General features: G+C 45.3%; 12 protein-coding genes. 3 read left to right on the top strand and 9 right to left on the bottom strand.

The window, feature by feature from the left end; all coding sequences use genetic code 11:
- Positions 1-76: 76 nt before the first annotated feature.
- Positions 77-2,437 (bottom strand): ATP-binding protein, encoded by a 2,361-nt coding sequence (locus tag L1D55_RS08670; RefSeq protein WP_128163360.1) that lies wholly within the window; start codon positions 2,435-2,437, stop codon positions 77-79.
- 241 nt (positions 2,438-2,678) lie between these two features.
- On the opposite strand from L1D55_RS08670, the gene L1D55_RS08665 reads away from it, so the two are divergent.
- Together L1D55_RS08665 and L1D55_RS08660 are read left to right on the top strand one after the other, a co-directional pair.
- Positions 2,679-3,173, top strand: a complete 495-nt coding sequence (locus tag L1D55_RS08665; protein ID WP_004740701.1) for a hypothetical protein — start codon at positions 2,679-2,681, stop codon at positions 3,171-3,173.
- Between the two features lie 12 nt (positions 3,174-3,185).
- A complete protein-coding gene (locus tag L1D55_RS08660) occupies positions 3,186-4,814 on the top strand; it encodes an ABC transporter ATP-binding protein (RefSeq protein WP_239917152.1) in 1,629 nt (542 codons plus the stop codon).
- A 200-nt stretch (positions 4,815-5,014) separates the two neighbouring features.
- On the opposite strand, the gene L1D55_RS08655 is transcribed toward L1D55_RS08660, so the two are convergent.
- A complete protein-coding gene (locus L1D55_RS08655) occupies positions 5,015-6,028 on the bottom strand; it encodes a substrate-binding domain-containing protein (RefSeq protein WP_171367532.1) in 1,014 nt (337 codons plus the stop codon).
- 94 nt (positions 6,029-6,122) lie between these two features.
- Complete coding sequence (locus tag L1D55_RS08650; RefSeq protein WP_239917151.1) at positions 6,123-9,197, bottom strand: GH116 family glycosyl hydrolase; 3,075 nt, start codon at positions 9,195-9,197, stop codon at positions 6,123-6,125.
- 64 nt (positions 9,198-9,261) lie between these two features.
- On the opposite strand from L1D55_RS08650, the gene L1D55_RS08645 reads away from it, so the two are divergent.
- Entirely contained in the window at positions 9,262-10,209 is a 948-nt protein-coding gene (locus L1D55_RS08645) for an aldose 1-epimerase (protein ID WP_239917150.1), read from the top strand.
- Positions 10,210-10,349: 140 nt separating this feature from the next.
- Here the strand turns inward: L1D55_RS08645 and L1D55_RS08640 are convergent, their stop codons facing one another.
- The 6 genes from L1D55_RS08640 to L1D55_RS08615 all read right to left on the bottom strand — a co-directional run bounded on the left by L1D55_RS08640 (position 10,350) and on the right by L1D55_RS08615 (position 18,508).
- The gene (locus L1D55_RS08640; protein WP_239917149.1) at positions 10,350-12,764 is read right to left on the bottom strand and encodes a glycosyl transferase; all 2,415 of its coding nucleotides are present in this window, start codon (positions 12,762-12,764) and stop codon (positions 10,350-10,352) included.
- Positions 12,765-12,853: 89 nt separating this feature from the next.
- Positions 12,854-13,945 carry a sn-glycerol-3-phosphate ABC transporter ATP-binding protein UgpC gene (gene ugpC / locus L1D55_RS08635; protein WP_105058728.1) on the bottom strand — a complete coding sequence of 364 codons (1,092 nt, stop codon included), beginning with the start codon at positions 13,943-13,945 and terminating at the stop codon, positions 12,854-12,856.
- Positions 13,945-15,294 (bottom strand): GH1 family beta-glucosidase, encoded by a 1,350-nt coding sequence (locus L1D55_RS08630; RefSeq protein WP_105058727.1) that lies wholly within the window; start codon positions 15,292-15,294, stop codon positions 13,945-13,947. Before L1D55_RS08630 ends, ugpC begins: the two co-directional genes overlap by 1 nt.
- Positions 15,295-15,311: 17 nt before the next feature.
- Positions 15,312-16,160 (bottom strand): carbohydrate ABC transporter permease, encoded by an 849-nt coding sequence (locus L1D55_RS08625; RefSeq protein WP_017061568.1) that lies wholly within the window; start codon positions 16,158-16,160, stop codon positions 15,312-15,314.
- Between the two features lie 46 nt (positions 16,161-16,206).
- A complete protein-coding gene (locus L1D55_RS08620) occupies positions 16,207-17,193 on the bottom strand; it encodes a sugar ABC transporter permease (protein WP_105023945.1) in 987 nt (328 codons plus the stop codon).
- A 67-nt stretch (positions 17,194-17,260) separates the two neighbouring features.
- Positions 17,261-18,508: an extracellular solute-binding protein gene (locus L1D55_RS08615; protein ID WP_128163346.1), complete on the bottom strand. Its 1,248-nt coding sequence runs from the start codon at positions 18,506-18,508 to the stop codon at positions 17,261-17,263.
- Positions 18,509-18,510 lie beyond the last annotated feature (2 nt).

Raw genomic sequence — 18,510 nt, 5'->3', positions numbered from 1 at the left:
AATAAAAAAAACAGCCATCGATAATATCGATGGCTGTTTCGTTTATGGTTAACGGTTATTTACTTAAAGCGTTAAGCTATTTACGCAGTGCGTTGAGTTTAGCTTGCGCGATACCAAAGATAGTATCGATTGGGTAGCTTCCCTCATCACTCGCTTCACCTGCCGGTTTGCCTGTGAATAGCTCAATCGCCTCTGTCACATGATCAATCGCCCAGATATTGAACTCGCCCTTTTCCACCGCTTTCACAATATCGCTACGCAGCATCAAGTTATGAACATTAGAGCGCGGGATGATAACCCCTTGCTCATTAGAACGACCTTTGATTTCACATACATCAAAGAAGCCTTCGATCTTCTCGTTCACGCCACCAATTGGCTGAGACTCACCGAACTGGTTCATCGAGCCAGTAATCGCAATGTCTTGACGGTTTGGTTGCTTAGAGAATGCAGATACAACGGCACAGAACTCCGCCATACTCGCACTATCGCCATCAACGCCACCATAAGACTGCTCGAAGGTGATGTTAGTGGTAAGCGGGACTTTAGCCGTCTTACCAAACACTGAAGATAGGTATGCCGACAAGATCATCACCCCTTTCGAGTGAATACTGCCGCCAAGGTCTACGTTTCTTTCAATATCAATCACTTCACCATCACCATAAGCGGTGGTTGCCGTGATTCGGTTTGGCGCACCAAACATGTGATCAGTGGTGCTCAATACAGACAGAGCATTGACCTGTCCAACTGCTTCCCCATCGACATGAATCAACGTTGTGCCATTGGTGAAAGTCTCCATTACGCTGTCTTGCAATCGTCCGACACGCATCTGTTGGTTCGATAACGCTTGGTCGACGTGCGATGCACGAATCAGATTCGACTTCGAACCTCTCGCCACGTAGTTGGATTCACGAAGCAAATTCGCTATGTGTGCTGAGTGCAGTGACAACTTACCTTGGTCACCCGCCTGACGAGAACTGTGCTCAATGATGCGAGCAATCGCCTTGCGGTCACAATGCAGCATATTGTTGTCATGGACGATGCTCGAAATGAAGCGTGCATAATGCATTTCAGAATCAGCAGTACGCTTCATCTCATCTTCAAAGTCGGCCGTCACACGGAACAGCTCACCAAACTCCGCATCGTAATGTTGCAGTAGCTGGTATGTGCGGTAATCACCAAACAAGATGATCTTAACGTCCAGAGGAATAGGTTCTGGGTCGAGCGATACCGCTCCCGTTAACGTCACCTCTTTCTCTAAAGACGTGAAGCTCAATTGACGAGAACGCAGCGCACGTTTCAAGCCTTCCCATACGTAAGGTTGTTCTAGCACTTTTACTGCGTCCATCAACAGCACACCACCGTTCGCTCGGTGTAAGCTACCTGCGCGAATCAATGAGAAATCAGTAAATACGGTGCCTTTGAAGGTTGCCGTCTCTACATAACCAAACAGAGAGTGATAGTTCGGATTCTCCTCGACCACTATAGGTAGAGTGTCTTCCTTTTGGCTCACAATCACGTTCACTTTGTAACGACGCGGCATTTTCTTATCCAAAGAAGCCGTCGCAACTTCAGCCTGCTCAGTGCTCTCTTCTAAAAAAATATCAGCGTTATCGACGATGTCTTTACGCAGTGCGGTTAGGTACTTTTTAATGTCTGGGTATTGGCTGTAATCCTTCTTCAATTGCTTGATGAAGTGCGTAATCACATCTCGCGCCGTATCATCATTAAGCTTTTGAATTTTCTCGGTATACGTCTCTTCAAGTTCCGTCAGTTCACGAGAAATAGTTCGCAGCCCAACTTCCAGCGCATCGATAGTTTTATCGAACTGGTCTTGTTCTTCAGGTGACAGCAGATCAAAGCTCTCTTCGGTATGAAGCTCATCGCCGTTCATCGCTACGAATTGGTAATCACCTTGAGTGGTAATCGTCAGGTTCACACCGTTCTTTTTCGCTTCTTGGCTGATCGCTTCTAATGCTGCTTGTTGCTTGGCTGCTAACTGATTCTTTAATCGATCAGCACGGCTAAAGTACATCTCATTATCGAACGCGAGTGGCATCGCTTTAATGAGCTTACGCATCAACTTTTCAATATCTTGCTTTAAGCTACTGCCCACGCCACGGGGAAGTTTCAATACCTTAGGTGTGCGAATATCTTCGAAATTCGCGATGTAACACCAGTCAAAAAGCTCCTCAACTTCATGAGTGTGTCGGTTGAGATAACGCAAGATCATGGTGCGCTTGCCCAAACCATTGCGTCCTATCGCATAAATGTTGTAACCCTTTTCCTTAATTGACATCGCGAACTCAACGGCTTTTTGCGCGCGTTCTTGCCCGACGATTTCGTCAATTGGAGCCAGTTCTTTGGTCGACTTGCATGGTAGCTTTTCGAGTTCTGCTACCTGATACAGTTGTTCTGTATTGAGTCTTTGAATCGCCATCGCCGCCTCCTTAGTCCTTTATTTCTTGGGTGTAGATAAATTCAGTGTAGATGTAATTGCCTATAAATTTAGTGACTTACGCTACATCGCTGTTCAACCGAACAAATAACACACAATTTAATGCAATTTTACGAATAACAAGCTAATTAAATCACCAAACCCAACATCTGAATGATTTTAATTTGCAATTGATAATAAATATCATTAACATTTTAAAATATTATAAATCGAGGATGTGGATATGGAAATTGAACGATGCTGGATGCACTACCTAAAAGCTGAACAGTTAATGGAGCAAGGTCACTGGCCGGAAGCACAGCGCCTTTATGGTGATGTTCTCAATTCTCTTCCTCACCACATTCAAGATGCGGCATACCAAAGCGATATCAAGCCTTGCCAATTTGCCTGTCTACTTGCGGGACTCAGAGATGCAAGCGTGGCTCAATCTGAGATTCTCAACCGCCTAGGTCAGCACAAGCAAGCCTTTGATACATTGAATCAGTCTTATGCGTTAATGCAATTTATCTCTCTTGAGAGCACAGAGCTGATTCAACGCACCCACGGGTTACTGGAAAAGCAGAGTGAAGATCTACTCAATCACCTGATCGCTTTTTGCAGTGCTCAACGCAGCTCGCATTGGATGCTAGAGCTAGAACAAATTCAACGTGCTCATCACCATTTTGGGCAACTAAAAACAACGTCAGAAGTTCAATCTTCACCAAACGTCTTAAATTGATAAGGATATATCATGTCGGACCGGGCTCTTCTTAAAGTCAATAACCTCTCCGTTAGCTTCAAAACCAACGATGGAATCGTTGATGCGGTGAAAAAGGTTAACTTTTCCCTTAAATCTAGCGAAACCTTGGCCATTGTTGGTGAATCAGGTTCTGGTAAGTCTGTCTCTTCTAACGCACTGATGCGTCTACTTCCAGATAACGCCATTATTGATCCGCAGTCTCAAATTGAGTTTGAGGGAGAATCTGTTCTCGAAAAATCAGAGCGTGAAATGCAGTCGATTCGTGGCGATAGAATAGGCATGATCTTTCAAGAACCGATGACATCTTTGAACCCATATCTGCGCGTCGGCATTCAAGTGGCAGAAGCCATTATGTGTCACCGTAAAGTATCAAAGTCTCAAGCTAAACAGCGTGTGATAGAGCTGTTTAATCTTGTGCACTTGCCAATGCCAGAAAAGTCATACACCAAGTACCCTCACGAATTTTCGGGTGGTCAGTTGCAGCGCATCATGATTGCAATGGCACTGATTAATGAACCGGATATTCTGATTGCCGACGAGCCTACAACTGCATTAGATGTAACGGTTCAAGCTGAAGTGCTTTCTCTTATCAAAGAGATCCAAGGCAAGATGGGAATGGCTATTTTGTTCATCACTCATGACTTAGGTGTGGTGAAACACTTCGCCGACCGCGTGCTAGTGATGTGTAAAGGTGAGCTCGTAGAAGAAGGGATGACTCAATCACTGTTCGATAGTCCTAAACATGACTACACACGAATGCTCATTAACTCAATACCTAAAGGAGCGAAAGATCCGGTAAGCGCCGCAGCTCCAGAGCTTCTGTCTGCTGAAGATATTCGCGTTAAGTTCTTGGTGAAACCGCACTTCATTAAGTCAAAAAACCAGTACTTTGAAGCGGTGAAAGGCATCTCATTGAACCTAAAACAAGGTGAAACCCTCGGCATTGTGGGCGAGTCTGGCTCTGGCAAATCAACCCTTGGACGTGCGTTAATCGGCTTATTGCCAAGCTCAGGTCGTATTGTTTATAAGGGACAAGATGTCAGCTTACTCAACGACAAACAGCGCCATAGCCTGAAAAAAGATGTTCAAATGGTGTTCCAAGACCCTTATGGCTCCTTGTCACCACGTATGACAGTTGGCGAAATCATCACCGAAGGCTTAACGGTGCATCAACCTCACTTGTCAAAACAAGAACGTTTAGAAAGAGCTCGTAAAGCACTGATTGAAGTTCGCCTAGAGCCAAACTCAATCAACCGCTACCCGCATGAATTCTCTGGCGGACAAAGACAACGTATTGCGATTGCTCGTGCGCTGATTCTTGAGCCATCTTTCATTTTGTTGGATGAACCGACTTCAGCACTCGATCGCTCAGTACAGCTGACCGTGATTGACCTGCTCAAAGACATCCAAACTAAACACAATATTGGCTTCCTGTTCATTAGCCATGACCTTTCGGTAGTGAAGGCACTTTCAGATCGTGTACTTGTGATGCAGAAGGGTGAAGTGATGGAAGAAGGCTCAGCTGAAGAGATTTTTAATGCGCCGAAAAACGACTACACCAAGAAACTCATCGCAGCGTCATTCGATTTAGAAAATAATTCGGAAAAAAATGCCGCTTAAAGGGAACTAATCAAGATTAACAGCGTCTTATAAGTACATTCTGAAAAAGCATCTAATGGATTGCACTCTAGAATGGATATAGCAAAACTGGTTTGGCCGCCAAAAGAGAAATGTCGCATGGATGCGACATTTTTCGTTTCTGAAGGGAAATAATGTGTCTCTAAATATCACTCCCTATGATTCAATCACTTCACCATCAACTAACGATACAGAGACTTAGTCGATTCTCTAACAAGTAAATCAATCGGTGGTAGTCGCGCTTCATGTCTTTCACCTGAAAGTAAGTTCAAAATAGACTGAGCACACACCTCACCAATCTCTTCAATTGGCTGTCTCAAAGTCGTCAATGCTGGCGTGAAATACTTCGACGTAGGCAAGTCATCAAACCCTATTACAGACACATCTTCTGGCACTTTGTAGCCGTGATCGTGGAGCGCCTTAATCGCCCCATAAGCCGTTTGATCATTGGCGGCAAATAGAGCAGAAAAATGAATCTTCGACTCGATTAATTCCACGGTTTTCTCATAGCCAGTTTCACTACTGAAATCCCCTTGCTTGACGAGCTTTGGCATCACCTTAATGCCCGCTTCTTGAAGCGCTTTCTTATAGCCTTCAAAACGATTACCTGCGTCTGGTTGGCTTGAAAGCCCTTTGATATGAGCAATATTCACGTGCCCCTGTTGGAGCAAGTGGAGGGTTGCCATGTAACCACCCAACACATTATCAATGTTAATTGAGCGAACATTATCCGCAACCATGTCATAGCCCACCGCAACCACTGGGGTGTCTGGCGCGTACTTGGCAATGTCCTCTTTAGTAATACTGCCTGTCACGATGATCATGCCATCGACATTACTCTTAGCTAGATACTCTAAGGCGTGTATCTCAAGCTTTTTTTGCCAATGCCCGGTAGCTATCACCAACGAATAGCCTTGGGCTATCAGGGTTTTCTCCATGTCGTTAAGGATACGACTGGTATAAGGGCTATCAGGGTGCTGCACCAATACACCAATCGTGAGTGAACGGCGATTAATGTTTTCCTGCATTTGAAAATTCGGTTTGTAGCCGGTGTCTTTGATCGCCTGTTCGATGTTCTGGCTTTTATCATCCGACACATAGGTTGTTCGATTAAGAAAACGAGAGACCGTGCTTGGCGAAACGCCAGCTAGCCTCGCTACATCGTATACGGTGGTTTTTTTAGTTTTAGTGCGCATCTCGATACCCTAACCCAGTGACATTAAGGGGAGCCCTAAAGCTCCCCATCAGTTTCAACTCAACATTGCTCAAGTTGAAACTCATACTATTTAATTAATATAAGTAGGCGAAAATCATCCCCGGTCGGAAGTAGCGACCTGCGGTATATTTCAAACCTGTGCTCAGAAGCCACTTGTGAAGAACCGTAGCTTGCTCCGCTGAAATTTCACCTTTAACCATATTAACAAATTTATCATTGTCTTTCGTCAAGCTAGGACTAACCCGACCGTCAGACAGCACACAGTTTTGCAATTTAAGTGCATTAATCCACTTTTTCGCATCACTTTGTGACAATTTAAAAGACTCTGAAAGATCTTTCTCATCAAATGAGACAGAACAGTTGAACCCTTCTGGTGCGGCAAATGGAATTTTTGAATAGTCATACAGCGCGGTATACACGGTATCCATCAATGTTTCCGCTTGCTGCGACTTACCCGCTAAACTTAACGCTGTCGCGACACTAAACTGCACGCCAATCCACACGTCTTGCGCCTGAAAAGCCTCATGTGGCGAACCATCGGCGAGCGTCATATTCGCCACCCCAAGTTTAGGGCTGTTAATCTCGAAGTTATGTTTATAAACATAGTCCAATGCACGCTGAATGCGCTGTTGCGGGAAAATACCCTCTAGGCCAATCAGTTTGAGATAGCTATCGGCAAGCAATGCATCACCAAAGCTATTGTCTGAATCGGGTATCAAATCTAGATATTCTTGTGTGAAAGCTTGAGGTGCCGTTTCACTCAACAAACGTTTCTTGGAGACACGTTGAGCTACCTTACCGAGGTTTATTGAAGTATCGGTTTGGTTTAGATAATCGTTAAGCATATTCTTATCGGCAATCGCATCCCCCGTTAAAACCAACCCCAGAGTTTCCAAAGCTTGGTAGCCTTCACCGGTAAGGTGCTTAGCTTGGACTGGCGTTACGAAGAAGTGGTAATAACCCTCTTTCTCATCCCACAAGCTCTGCTCAACTGTTGCTAATGCCTTTTTCGAACGTGTTAGATAACCCGCGCCTAGATCGTGTTCGCCCATCAATTTTGCAAGCTCACTTGCAGCTTGAAGGCCTGCAACCCAGAGGCTCGCACAGTAAATAGAGATACCGTGAGACGCAAGGTTATCAAAGGTGTCGTCAGTACCGCGGGTTAGCGGTAAATCGTCACCTTCAGCAATCAAGTTCGACAAGAAATCGATGCTCTCTGTTACGGCTTGCCAGCACTCTTTAACCACTGACATATCTTGTGTTTTTTGGTAGTGACGGTACACCATCAGAATGTATTTCGGTGCTAAGTCCTTCCATTCCTTAACATTATGCCAGCTATACGCGTCAGGCTGAATGTCGAACGGACTACCCAAATCGTGGATGACTGCACCTCGAATCGCGCGCACACCTTGGTACTTTTCATCAATCAATTCAGCATTCGGTGTCGCTTCATATTCCCAGTAACGGCGCTGAGTAAAGTCTTCAGCCAAAATCGCTTTTGAGAACTCTTTCATCACGCAGCCATCAAGTTCAGGTAGCAAATAGAGCAATGAAAATGAGCCGTAGAAATACACATCCAGTGAATTAAAGAATGGGTAATCAACACACTCTTTCACCAGGAATTTATCTTCTTTATCCCATACTGTTGATTCAGAAAGGAATGATAGTGAATTCATCGCCATCGTCGCATAGCGCAGTGCTGATTCAGGCTGTGATATCTTGCTTTGAGCTTGCTCTAGGAAAGCGGTCTGTTGCTCAACAATCTTCTGCTCAATGATTTCGAGCTTTGGCAAGACATCTTCTAACATCGGCAGGGCAGGCTTCGCTTGAGGATAGAATTGCGTATAAGCCTTGTCCGAGTTCCAGCCATTAAGCATCACTTTGCTATGTGCCATCACTTGAGCAAAACGCAGGTCTACAGACTCACCCGGCTCCAGTTCAACCTGAACCACAACTAATGCGCTCAATGCTTCGCGCCCTGTGTAAATGCCCGTTTGGAATTCAGCGTTAGTGCGGCCGGTTTTCAATGCGAACTCGGTTTGCTGGGTCACTTTCGAAGTATAGAGCGTTGGCTTAACAGACACCGATACCTTGCCAGATTCAGTCAAACGGTTTTCGGCTTGAACACCAAACACCACCTCACCCTCAATGTCACTTTGATAAGGGGACTGACTAGTGAGCTGAACACCAGTAAAACCGCGGCTTTCACCATCGACCTTCACCGCTTGATGCTGCTGAGCAATCGGGTTTTGAGATAAGGTACACGCCGAATCTTGAATCCCATCGCGACCTTTTCGGTAGGTTGAACCGATCAGGTTTTGTAGAGGTTGAGCAAGCGTAATCACGCGTGTTTGATGTGATTCATTAGTAATCTGGAAGTGATTCCAGTGCATTGGCAAAGAACAGAGACGCTTATCCTCTTTAACGATCGGCGAGACTACCTTTCGCTTTATATTAATACCATCAAAACTATTATATTTATATTCAGCTAATGGATATAAAGCCTTATATTCTATATCGCTACCATTAACACTTTCTATATCACTATTATTTCCCGCAGTTAGTGATAGCTGTCTCGTTGTATCATTTATTAATAAACCATTAAAGAAATCTAAGGCTACATATAATTGACAATCAATCGACGATGAATCGGATTCAATTAATAATTGGGTCTTATTAGAAAACTCGACATTCCACTTTATAAAGTTATCTTTATTTTCTTTATAGAAATTACCATTTTCTAATGCGGCACGAATGAGGTTAATCGCATTCGAAATATTTTCTTTATCTATCTTCTTTCCATCGAATAGCGCTGGGTAAAAATTCAGATGAACGCTAAGCTCTTGCTCATTAAGAACCTGAAGCGTTTCAATGGCAGGCACATTCATCACCGACGCATAAAAATCATTAAAATTAATAACTTGCTCTGAACAGTCGACAAATATTCCTGGAATAAAACTGAAGTTTGGCGTGTTACCATTTGGCGTCAGTGTAAAGGTATTACCGATCCCACCGATCGCCATACCTGTATTTTCTGGTGTCGTAGAAATTGGCGTGTACCAAGGTTGAATAAATTCAACTGCGTCGCCCTTTTTACACAAGTGTTCTGAATTTCCTGAATAGCTTGAATATGGAATTTTATTATTCATGTTAAAACCGCCATTGAATATTTTTTTCTTCTTGTTAATATCTTTCAAAAATGGAGACATCAACATGTTTAAAATTATAAATGAAAAATTTGGAAATATTGACTCTGTCACATTAATAAATCAGCAGCATGGTATAGAACTTCAAATAATCAATGGGTTTGGTGCTGTTATAAATAAATACATTGTGAATAACAGTCCATTCTCTTTTATTTGTGGCTATCAGAATTATGATGAACTGATCAACCAACATCCGTTCTTTTCCCGCAGTGCTAAATTATTTCCTTTTCCAAACCGTTTAAACTTAGGTCGCTACAGTTTCGACAACCAAAACCATCAACTCCCAGCTAACTTTCCTTGGTCTGATCACGCCGTACATGGCCTTCTCTATAACCAACCTTTTTCAATCACAAACAGCGTAGCCAATGATCAGTCAGCCAGTGTGACGCTTGAGTATCAAACGTCGTCTTTACATCCAGGTTTTCCGTTTGCTTTTAACCTTGAAGTCGCCTTCACTATCGACATCACAGGCAAGCTATCTTGCTCGACAACTGCCTCTAATTGTGGTGATTTCGCCTTCCCATTCGGTGATGCTTGGCACCCTTACTTCTCGCTCGGCAATGACCTAGAACAGTGTGAACTGACCATGTCGCCTTGCGCTGAGGTCGTACACGAGAACGACCTACCCAATGGTGAAAAGCGTGCTTTTGATCGTTCCTCTCTGAGTGAAGACCTGATAAATCAAAGCCTAAATCACTGCTTTGAATTTGAAGCGACTGCCACTAACCAACTGACTTTGACACGCTCAGATTCATCTGCCGCAATTCACTACCAACAAGACGCGAGCTACCCATTTGTTCAGCTGTATACTCCAACGAGTGAACAGAGCATTGCGATAGAGCCCATGACTTGCCCTGCCGATGCATTCAATAACCAGATTGGCTTATTGACGCTGAACCCGAACCAGTCTCAAACCTTCACTTGGCATTGCCAAGCTACCTATCAGCCAAAATAATTGAGCGAAACTAAAGCAATTGCTGAACACGAAACTAGCCCCCCAAAGAACGCATTGCTAACGAAAAACTACAACCTAAAAAAAACGAAAAAAGCTAATCGAAAGAGCAATAAAGGGCGCATAAAGCGCCCTTCTCTTTGTTAACCTAAAACCACTTCCACCGTGTGCTCACCCGATGTAAATACCGGTGCTTTATTGCCTGAAATCAGGTCACCATTGACCTTCATCTCAACTACACCTTTACACACGTTGTTCGGGTTCGTGACATGAATATTGTATGTTGCACCACGGAACTGACGACGGACTTTGAACTCAGGCCACTCAGCCGGAATACAAGGATCCACCAGCAAGCCATCAATTTCAGGTCGAACACCCAGAATCCACTGTGTGCCTGCAACGTATGTCCAAGATGAAGTACCAGACAGCCATGCATTACGACCTAGACCGAACTGTTTATGTTCGTCACCCAAGATGTTTTGCGGGTAGCAGTATGGTTCTGACTCAAAGGTATCAATGTCGTCGTTCTTAGAAGCCGGGTTAATTTGACGGTAGTACTCGTAAGCACGCTCGCCATTACCCATTTTCGCTTCTGCGATCATCACCCATGGATTTGAATGCAGGAAGATACCACCGTTCTCTTTCGCACCCGGTGGATATGTCGAAACGCCACCAAGTTGTGGATCAAAACCATTGTAGCCAGGAGTTGAAAGCTTGATACCATTGGTCGTGTTCAGCTTGTTGTAAACCGAATCTAGCGCTTGTGTAGCACGCTCTTGCGTCGCGAAACCAGAAATCACAGGCCAGCTTTGACCGTTAGTGTAGATCTGTCCCTGTTCATTCTTATGAGAGCCAATCGGCATACCTTGCTCATCAAAGTAACGCACAAACCATTCGCCATCCCAACCACATTCATTCACAGTGCTCTGCATTTGTTGGTATTGCTCTTTGAACTGAGCTGTTAGTTGTTCCTCACCTCGCAGCTCACAAAGGTCCAACATATCAAGCAGGGCTTTACCGTACATGTTAGCTACCATCATCGACTCAGCACCTGTTGGCAGGTTTACCGTGTCATTCCAGTCTGCAAAACCTAATAACGGTAGGCCGTGCTCACCGGTATTGGTGTAAGTAAATTTAATCGCGCGACACAAGTGATCCCAAACGGTGCCTGTTTCTACAGGGTTGCCCGCTTTGTCTTTTTGGTAGAACGGAATCTCTTTGTTCAAGAAGTCAGCATTGCCTGTCTCTTTCACATATTGAGTGACTGCGTAGATGATCCATAGGTGATCATCGCCGTAGTAATCTGGGCGATCTTCTTCTTCACGTGAGTCACCAGCGTTCGCTTCCATCGTTGATGGGAAGAACTGGTGCATCGCAGAACCATTGGTATTTTGCACAGACAGTAGACGCTCAATGAACTCACGCGCCTCTTCTGGCATATGAGTAATAACGCCCAATGTATCTTGTGAAGAATCACGGAAACCGATACCACGTGCGCCATAGCCAAGCTGATACAGAGACAGGTAACGAGACCAGTTTTTGGTCGTGTGGCATTGACGTGGGTTGTGTACGTTAAGCATCGAGTTCATAGCTGGATCTGGCGTTTCAACCTGAACCGCTTGTAGGTAAGAATCCCAATGCTCAGCCAGTTCAGCGAATGCCGAATCAACCACTTGGTGGTCACGGTATTTAGCCAGTAAAGGTTGCGCGACTTCTAGGCTCTCTTCTTGTGCAATTTGTACAACCGTACGTTCCGTCTGCTCTGGAGATAACCAACCTAAACGCAGGTTCAGCGCACCGATGTTGTCACCACGCAGACACTCGGTATTGCCAAGTTCGTCGTTTTCTAACGCTTGTGGTGCAGCCCATGTACCGTAACCAAACTGACCAAGGAATGACTGGCGATCACCGTCAAAAGACGTCGCAGGGCGATCCGCTGTCATCAGGTTTACTGCATAGTCACGCTTTATGAAGGCATACTGCTCAAGCACGGTGTGACCCGACTCTTGCTGGTGTGCTTTCAGTGTCATGGTTTGTGGAACCCAATCCGCATTCAATAGTTGTTTAAGTGCATCGAAGTGAGTGAATTCGTATACCGGCACAACATCAACGTGCAGCGCTTTGTCTGAAATGTTGGTGACCTTGATGTCTTGCAGCAGTACTTGGTCTGCTTTTGGCACGAAGAACGTCGCTTCACAACGCACACCAAACGCTTCTGCAATGATGGTGGTGTAAGACAAACCTGTGTGGTTTTCAAACTTATCAAGCGGCTTCAATGTTGGTGTGTAGAAAGGCGAAAAAATTTCTACATTGCCCGCTTCATCACGCACCTTGAGGTACATAGTCGAGCCTTTGAAATCTGAGTTTGGCAGCTGAGCAATGTACTTGGTAATACGGTTCAGTGCCGGGTCACCTTTACACAACAACACACCGCCGTTGCTATCAACAATGCCACCGAAATCTAATGTGCCAACATAATTACACCATTTGATCGGTGTACATGGCGTGGTTGCTACGTATTCTTTGTTTTTATCGTCAAAATATCCGAATTTCATCATCACTATCCCTAGCCCCTCCCAAATCAGGAGGAGCCAAAACAATTTGTCGTAAGTAGAGTGGTATCAGCTCGTTGGCTGACTTAAATTGACTAGCTCGCTAGCGAGTTCTCGCTCAGTGCGTCAAACAGGTGGAAAGCATCCAAATCCAAGTAAAGTGTCAGTTCTTTCACATCCACTTCAGCAGCTTGGGTCTCAACCATCAGCGGTTGACCACCGATTTCTGTTTTCAGAAGAATGCTCGCACCGAGTAGTTCCTTGTCTTTGATTTTCACAGGGAATGGCAGCACACGGTCGTGGTCCACTTGCTCAGCACGCAGGTGGATGTCTGTTGGACGAACACCAAAGTGAAGCGCTAGGTTTTTAGACGCCAGAGACTTAAAACGCTCTGGCAGTGGGATATGAACATCGCCAAGTTCAACGAAGTATTCGCCTTCTTTTTCAATCAGCTTAGCTTCCAACATGTTCATTGACGGGTTACCAATGAATTGCGCGACAAACTTGTTAGCTGGGCGTTGGAACACCTCAGTTGGTGTGCCCACTTGAGCAACATAACCGTCTTTCAGAATCACGATGCGGTCTGCTAGCGTCATCGCTTCGATCTGGTCGTGTGTAACGTAGATCGTGGTCGTTTTCAGCTCGCGGTGTAGGTGTTTGATCTCTTCACGCATCACGCCACGAAGTTTGGCATCGAGGTTAGATAGCGGCTCATCAAACAGGAACACTTTCGGAGTACGAACCATCGCGCGGCCCATAGCTACACGCTGACGCTGACCACCAGAAAGTTCTTTTGGCTTACGGTTTAGTAACGGGTCAAGCTCTAGCATTTTTGCAGCTTTGCGTACTTCTACGTCAATCTCTGCCTTTGGCATGCCCTTCAGTTTCAGAGCGAAAGCGATGTTCTCGTAAACCGTCATGTGTGGGTACAGTGCGTAGCTTTGGAATACCATTGCTAAGTCGCGGTCTTTAGCATCGACCTTGTTCATCACTTTGCCACCGACCACGATGTCACCAGAGCTGATGCTTTCTAGGCCTGCTAGCATACGAAGTGTGGTCGACTTACCACAGCCAGATGGGCCAAGGAAAACCACGAACTCACCGTCTTCAACCGTAAAATCAAACTCTTTAACCACTTCAACATCACCGAATGATTTCTTGATGTTTTTGAATTCTACTTTAGCCATTATCTGTTCTCCTCAGCGCGCTCTTGAAGCATGTTTCGGTACGCAATTGCGCTCTGTTTCAGTGTTCTTTCTTGGGTGGTGTAATCAACATGGACGATGCCAAAGCGTTGGCAGTAGCCGAATGCCCATTCAAAGTTATCCATTAGACTCCACGCAAAGTAGCCATCAACTTTCACACCCGCTTCAACGGCGTTGTGCACCGCTTCGATGTGGCCTTGGAAGTAACGAACACGTTGGTCATCCATCACTTGTCCGTTAACACGCTCGTCGTTCCCTGCGGCGCCATTCTCAGTAATGTAGATAGGCGGCATGTTTTCGTAACGAGCATCCAGTCTTACCAATAAATCGGTTAAACCTTGTGGGTTGATTTCCCAACCGATGTAAGTGTGTTCTGCGTCAGTCTGTTTTACTGATTCAATGTCGCCATTTTCATTGAAGCGAGCGACATTGCGTGTGTAGTAGTTGATACCGATGTAATCAACCGGTGCACTGATGATGTCTAGATCGCCTTCTAAAATCATCGGCATGTTCATCGCTTGACGGTCGACTACTGGCTGTGGGTATTCACCTTTCAGTACAGGGTCGATGAACCAGTGGTAGTTCTCTGCTTCACAGTAGTCTGCAGCGCCTTGATCTTGCGGTGTTAATGGGTAAGCCGGAGTCGCGTTAAATACCACACCATGCTTAGCATGAGGTGCATTCTTGCGAAGAATCGGCATCGCCAAACCATGACCTAGCATTAAGTGGTGAGAGGCTAAGAAGCCTTCTTTTTCACCCTTGATGCCCGGTGCATGCTCGCCCCAACGGTAGCCTAAGAACGCAGATACAAACGGTTCGTTCAATGTGGTGTAAACATCAATTTTATTGCCGAAGTAGTTACTCACCACTTCTGCATATTCTGCAAACTTGTAAGACGTCTCACGGTTTAACCAACCGCCTTTGTCTTCTAGGTATTGCGGTAGATCCCAGTGATAAAGTGTCACGAACACCTTCATTCCACGAGCATGACATTCATCGATGATCTGCTCGTAAAACTCTAGACCTTGCTGATTCACCACACCGTCTTGCGGCAAGATACGTGGCCATGCAATTGACAAGCGGTAAGCATCAACACCTAAGCCTTGAATCATCTCGATATCTTGTTGCCACAAGTGGTAGTGGTCGCACGCCACATCACCACTGTCGCCGTTATCTACCTTACCTGGTGTCTTACAAAACGTGTCCCAGATAGACGGTGTGCGACCACCCTCTTCAACGCCGCCTTCAATTTGGTATGAAGATGTCGCGACACCGAATACAAATTCCTTACTGCGTAACTTTGAATCACTTGGAAGTTGAAATTTATTCATTGTTATAACCCTTAAACCTAACCTTTAACTGCGCCGGACGTTAAACCACTGATCATCTGTTTCGATGCGAACAGGTATGTAATCACGAGTGGTAAAATAGAAATTGTGGTACCTAGCATTACCGCGCCCCATGGCGTATTCGGAATACCTTGAACACTTCGTAGTGCTTGTGTGATGACGTAATTGTCAGGGTTGTTCAGCACCACAAGAGGCTGCATAAACATGTTCCAGAAGAAGACGAACTGCACGATAGCGAGTGTTGCTAATGCCGGTTTCATCAGTGGCAGTACCACACTCCAGTACGTTCTGAATTCACCTGCGCCATCTAACTTCGCCGCTTCTAATAGCTCTTTAGGAATAGATGCAATCACGTGCTGACGCATCAAGAATATACCAAATGGCGTGGTTGTGAACGGTAGCCATACCGCCATGTGGTTATCCAGCAAGCCTAAGAATTTCACGATCATGAAGTAAGGGATCAAGCTAAGCACTGGCGGAATCGCCATTGAGCCTACCAGCATGCCGAACAACACGTTCTTACCGCGGAACTTAAACACAGCAAACGCGTAACCACCCATGCTACAAAACAGCAGCGAGATGGTTGTGCCTAAGAAAGCCACGTAAATCGAGTTAAACATCGCTTTCCAAAACGGCATGATTTCCAGCAGTTTTGCGTAGTTCACCATTAGGCTATCGCCAATCGCAAAGCTGATGCCCGAGCCGAAGATCTCCGAACGGTCACGTGTTGAAAGCAGTGCAGACCACACAAATGGGAACACCGTAATGATTGCGGAAACAATCAGTAATATGCCGAGCATGACCATCAAGATCTTAGTCATGATGTACATGGTGCGTTCGCTTGGCATTAGGCCACTTAGTGGTGAGGTATTTGTCTTAATTGATGTCGACATCTTAATGTTCCCCTAAGCCTTTCTTACCGAAGAATAAAAATTGAACCAAAGTACAAGACGCGATCAGTGCAAACAGAAGCCATGAAATTGCTGACGCTGTGCCCATTTCTAACCATTCCCAACCCACTTTGTAGAGGTACATAGAGATAGTTAAACCAGATTGACCCGTACCACCTGTACCACGCGTTAGAACGAACGGTTCTTCAAACATTTGCAGGTTACCGATGATGGTCATGGTGATTGCAAAGAAGATGAATGGACGAATCATTGGTAGTGAGATGTTCCAGAAGCGGCGGAAGGCATTGGCACCATCCATACGTGCAGCTTCTAAAATGTCTTTAGGAATCGTCATTAAACCAGTGGTGTAAAGGACGATGTTAAAACCTGTGTATTTCCAGAAAACCATGATCGCGATAGACGGCTTCACCATAGTGGCATCGTCTAACCAGCGGATTGGTTGAAAATCGTTAACCCAAGCAAATGCCCAACCAAACAGTGTGCTATCAGCCAGTGCCATTAGTGTCTGGTTAATGATTCCTGAGTTAGGAGAATACATATTGAAGAAAATCAGTGACGCTGCGACCGTTGATGTGATGAACGGTAGGAAGTACGCCGATGTTAGCCAGTGACGCATACGGTCACCCATTGAAACCAACATGTAAGCCACTGGAATAGCGACTAAGTGCTGAGCAACGCCCGATGTGATTGCTAGCCACAATGTATTCTTTAATGAACGCCATAGCCATGGGTCAGTCAAGGCAATGTGATAGTTCTCAAAACCAACGAACTCCATTGCATCCATGCCCTGTACTGGGTTCCATTCGTGGAACGACAGGTAAACAGAGAACAACAGCGGGAAGATCCCAAATACAGAAAAAATGATCAGAAACGGCAGAAGGAATCCATACGGTGTAAGCGCTTTCAAATTCAGACGAGAAAAAAGGCTTTGCTCCGAAGGTTCTATCGTTGTGCTCGCTGTATGATTCATAGTAACGACCTCTTAAAAAAGGAAGCGCGTTATCCACGCTTCCTCACTTACTTAAAGTAAAACCAAATTAAAGATTACGCGTACGACGCTTAATTAGGCGCTCTGCCTCTTTAAGTGCAGTTTCGATGTCCTTGCCTTCATCAAGCACTTCCATCAATGCGTTCTCTAAAATAATAGAACGTGCTACGTGGTCGCCTTGAGCTGGAGATACTGGCTTGATGTTCTGTGCCACTTCTGCAAATAGAAGACGTGCTTTCTGCCCACCTAGGAACTCCATCTCTTCTTGGAACAACTCATCGTCATACGTCGTTACGTTCGCAGGGAAAGCTGCAATCGTTTCGAAGTGCTTAAGTTGAACTTCACGGTCAGTCGTCATGTACTCGATAAGCGCCCATGCTTCATCTGGGTTTTCAGATTGCGTTGGGATAGATAGGAATGAACCACCCCAGCTGCCGTAGATACCATCAGGAAGGTTTTCTACTGCCCACTTACCTTTGGTTTCAGGTGCGATCCAGTTGTTTAGGTGACCAAGTAGCCAAGCGCCAGAAAGTTGAGTTGCAAATGTGCCGTTGCGGAAGCCTTCGTACCATTCGTTAGACCAAGCCAGAATGCGGCCATCTAAGCCTTTGTCACGAATCTCTTTTGCTACTTCAAACGCGTGAACAAAGCGCTCTGATGTCACAACTGGGTTGCCATCTTTATCGAAGTAAAGACCTTCGCCTTCAGGAACTGTAGTAAAGATGATTGCTTGTGCTACGTCGGCTGCTGAAGCGATAAGCTGTACGTTTTGCTCTTTCAGCTTCTCACCCGCTGCGATGTATGAATCCCAGTCTTTGATTGCGTCTTCTACATTGATGCCCGCTTTTTCAAACACGTCGGTACGGTAGTACATAACACCAGGACCAAGGTCGACAGGAATACCGTACATGTCGCCATCAGCACCTTTACCTTGCGCCCATGCATATGGAGCGAATCGCTCTTGGTACTTATCAGCACCGTAGTTTTCAGACAGGTTTACTAGGCCACCAGAACTTACGAATGGACCAATTTTCTCAACGTCCACAACAATCACATCACCCGCGCCAGAACCCGTTGCTAAGTTAGTGGTCAGTTTCGTGTGGTGGTCACCGTGGTTGTTCATAAGGTAATCCACTTTGATCCCAGTTTTCTTTTCGAAATCAGGCAGTAATACCTTCAGGCTGCTATCGAAATCTGGGAAGCCGTCGAAACGAATCTCTTTGTCAGCAGCATTAACAGCTGTTGCACCTAGTCCTAAAGCAACCGCGCATGAAAGCGCTAAGGTCTTAAATTTCATGT

Source organism: Vibrio sp. Isolate22 (assembly GCF_022398115.1).
Classification (GTDB): domain Bacteria; phylum Pseudomonadota; class Gammaproteobacteria; order Enterobacterales; family Vibrionaceae; genus Vibrio.
This window is presented reverse-complemented; position numbering and strand designations above follow the sequence as displayed.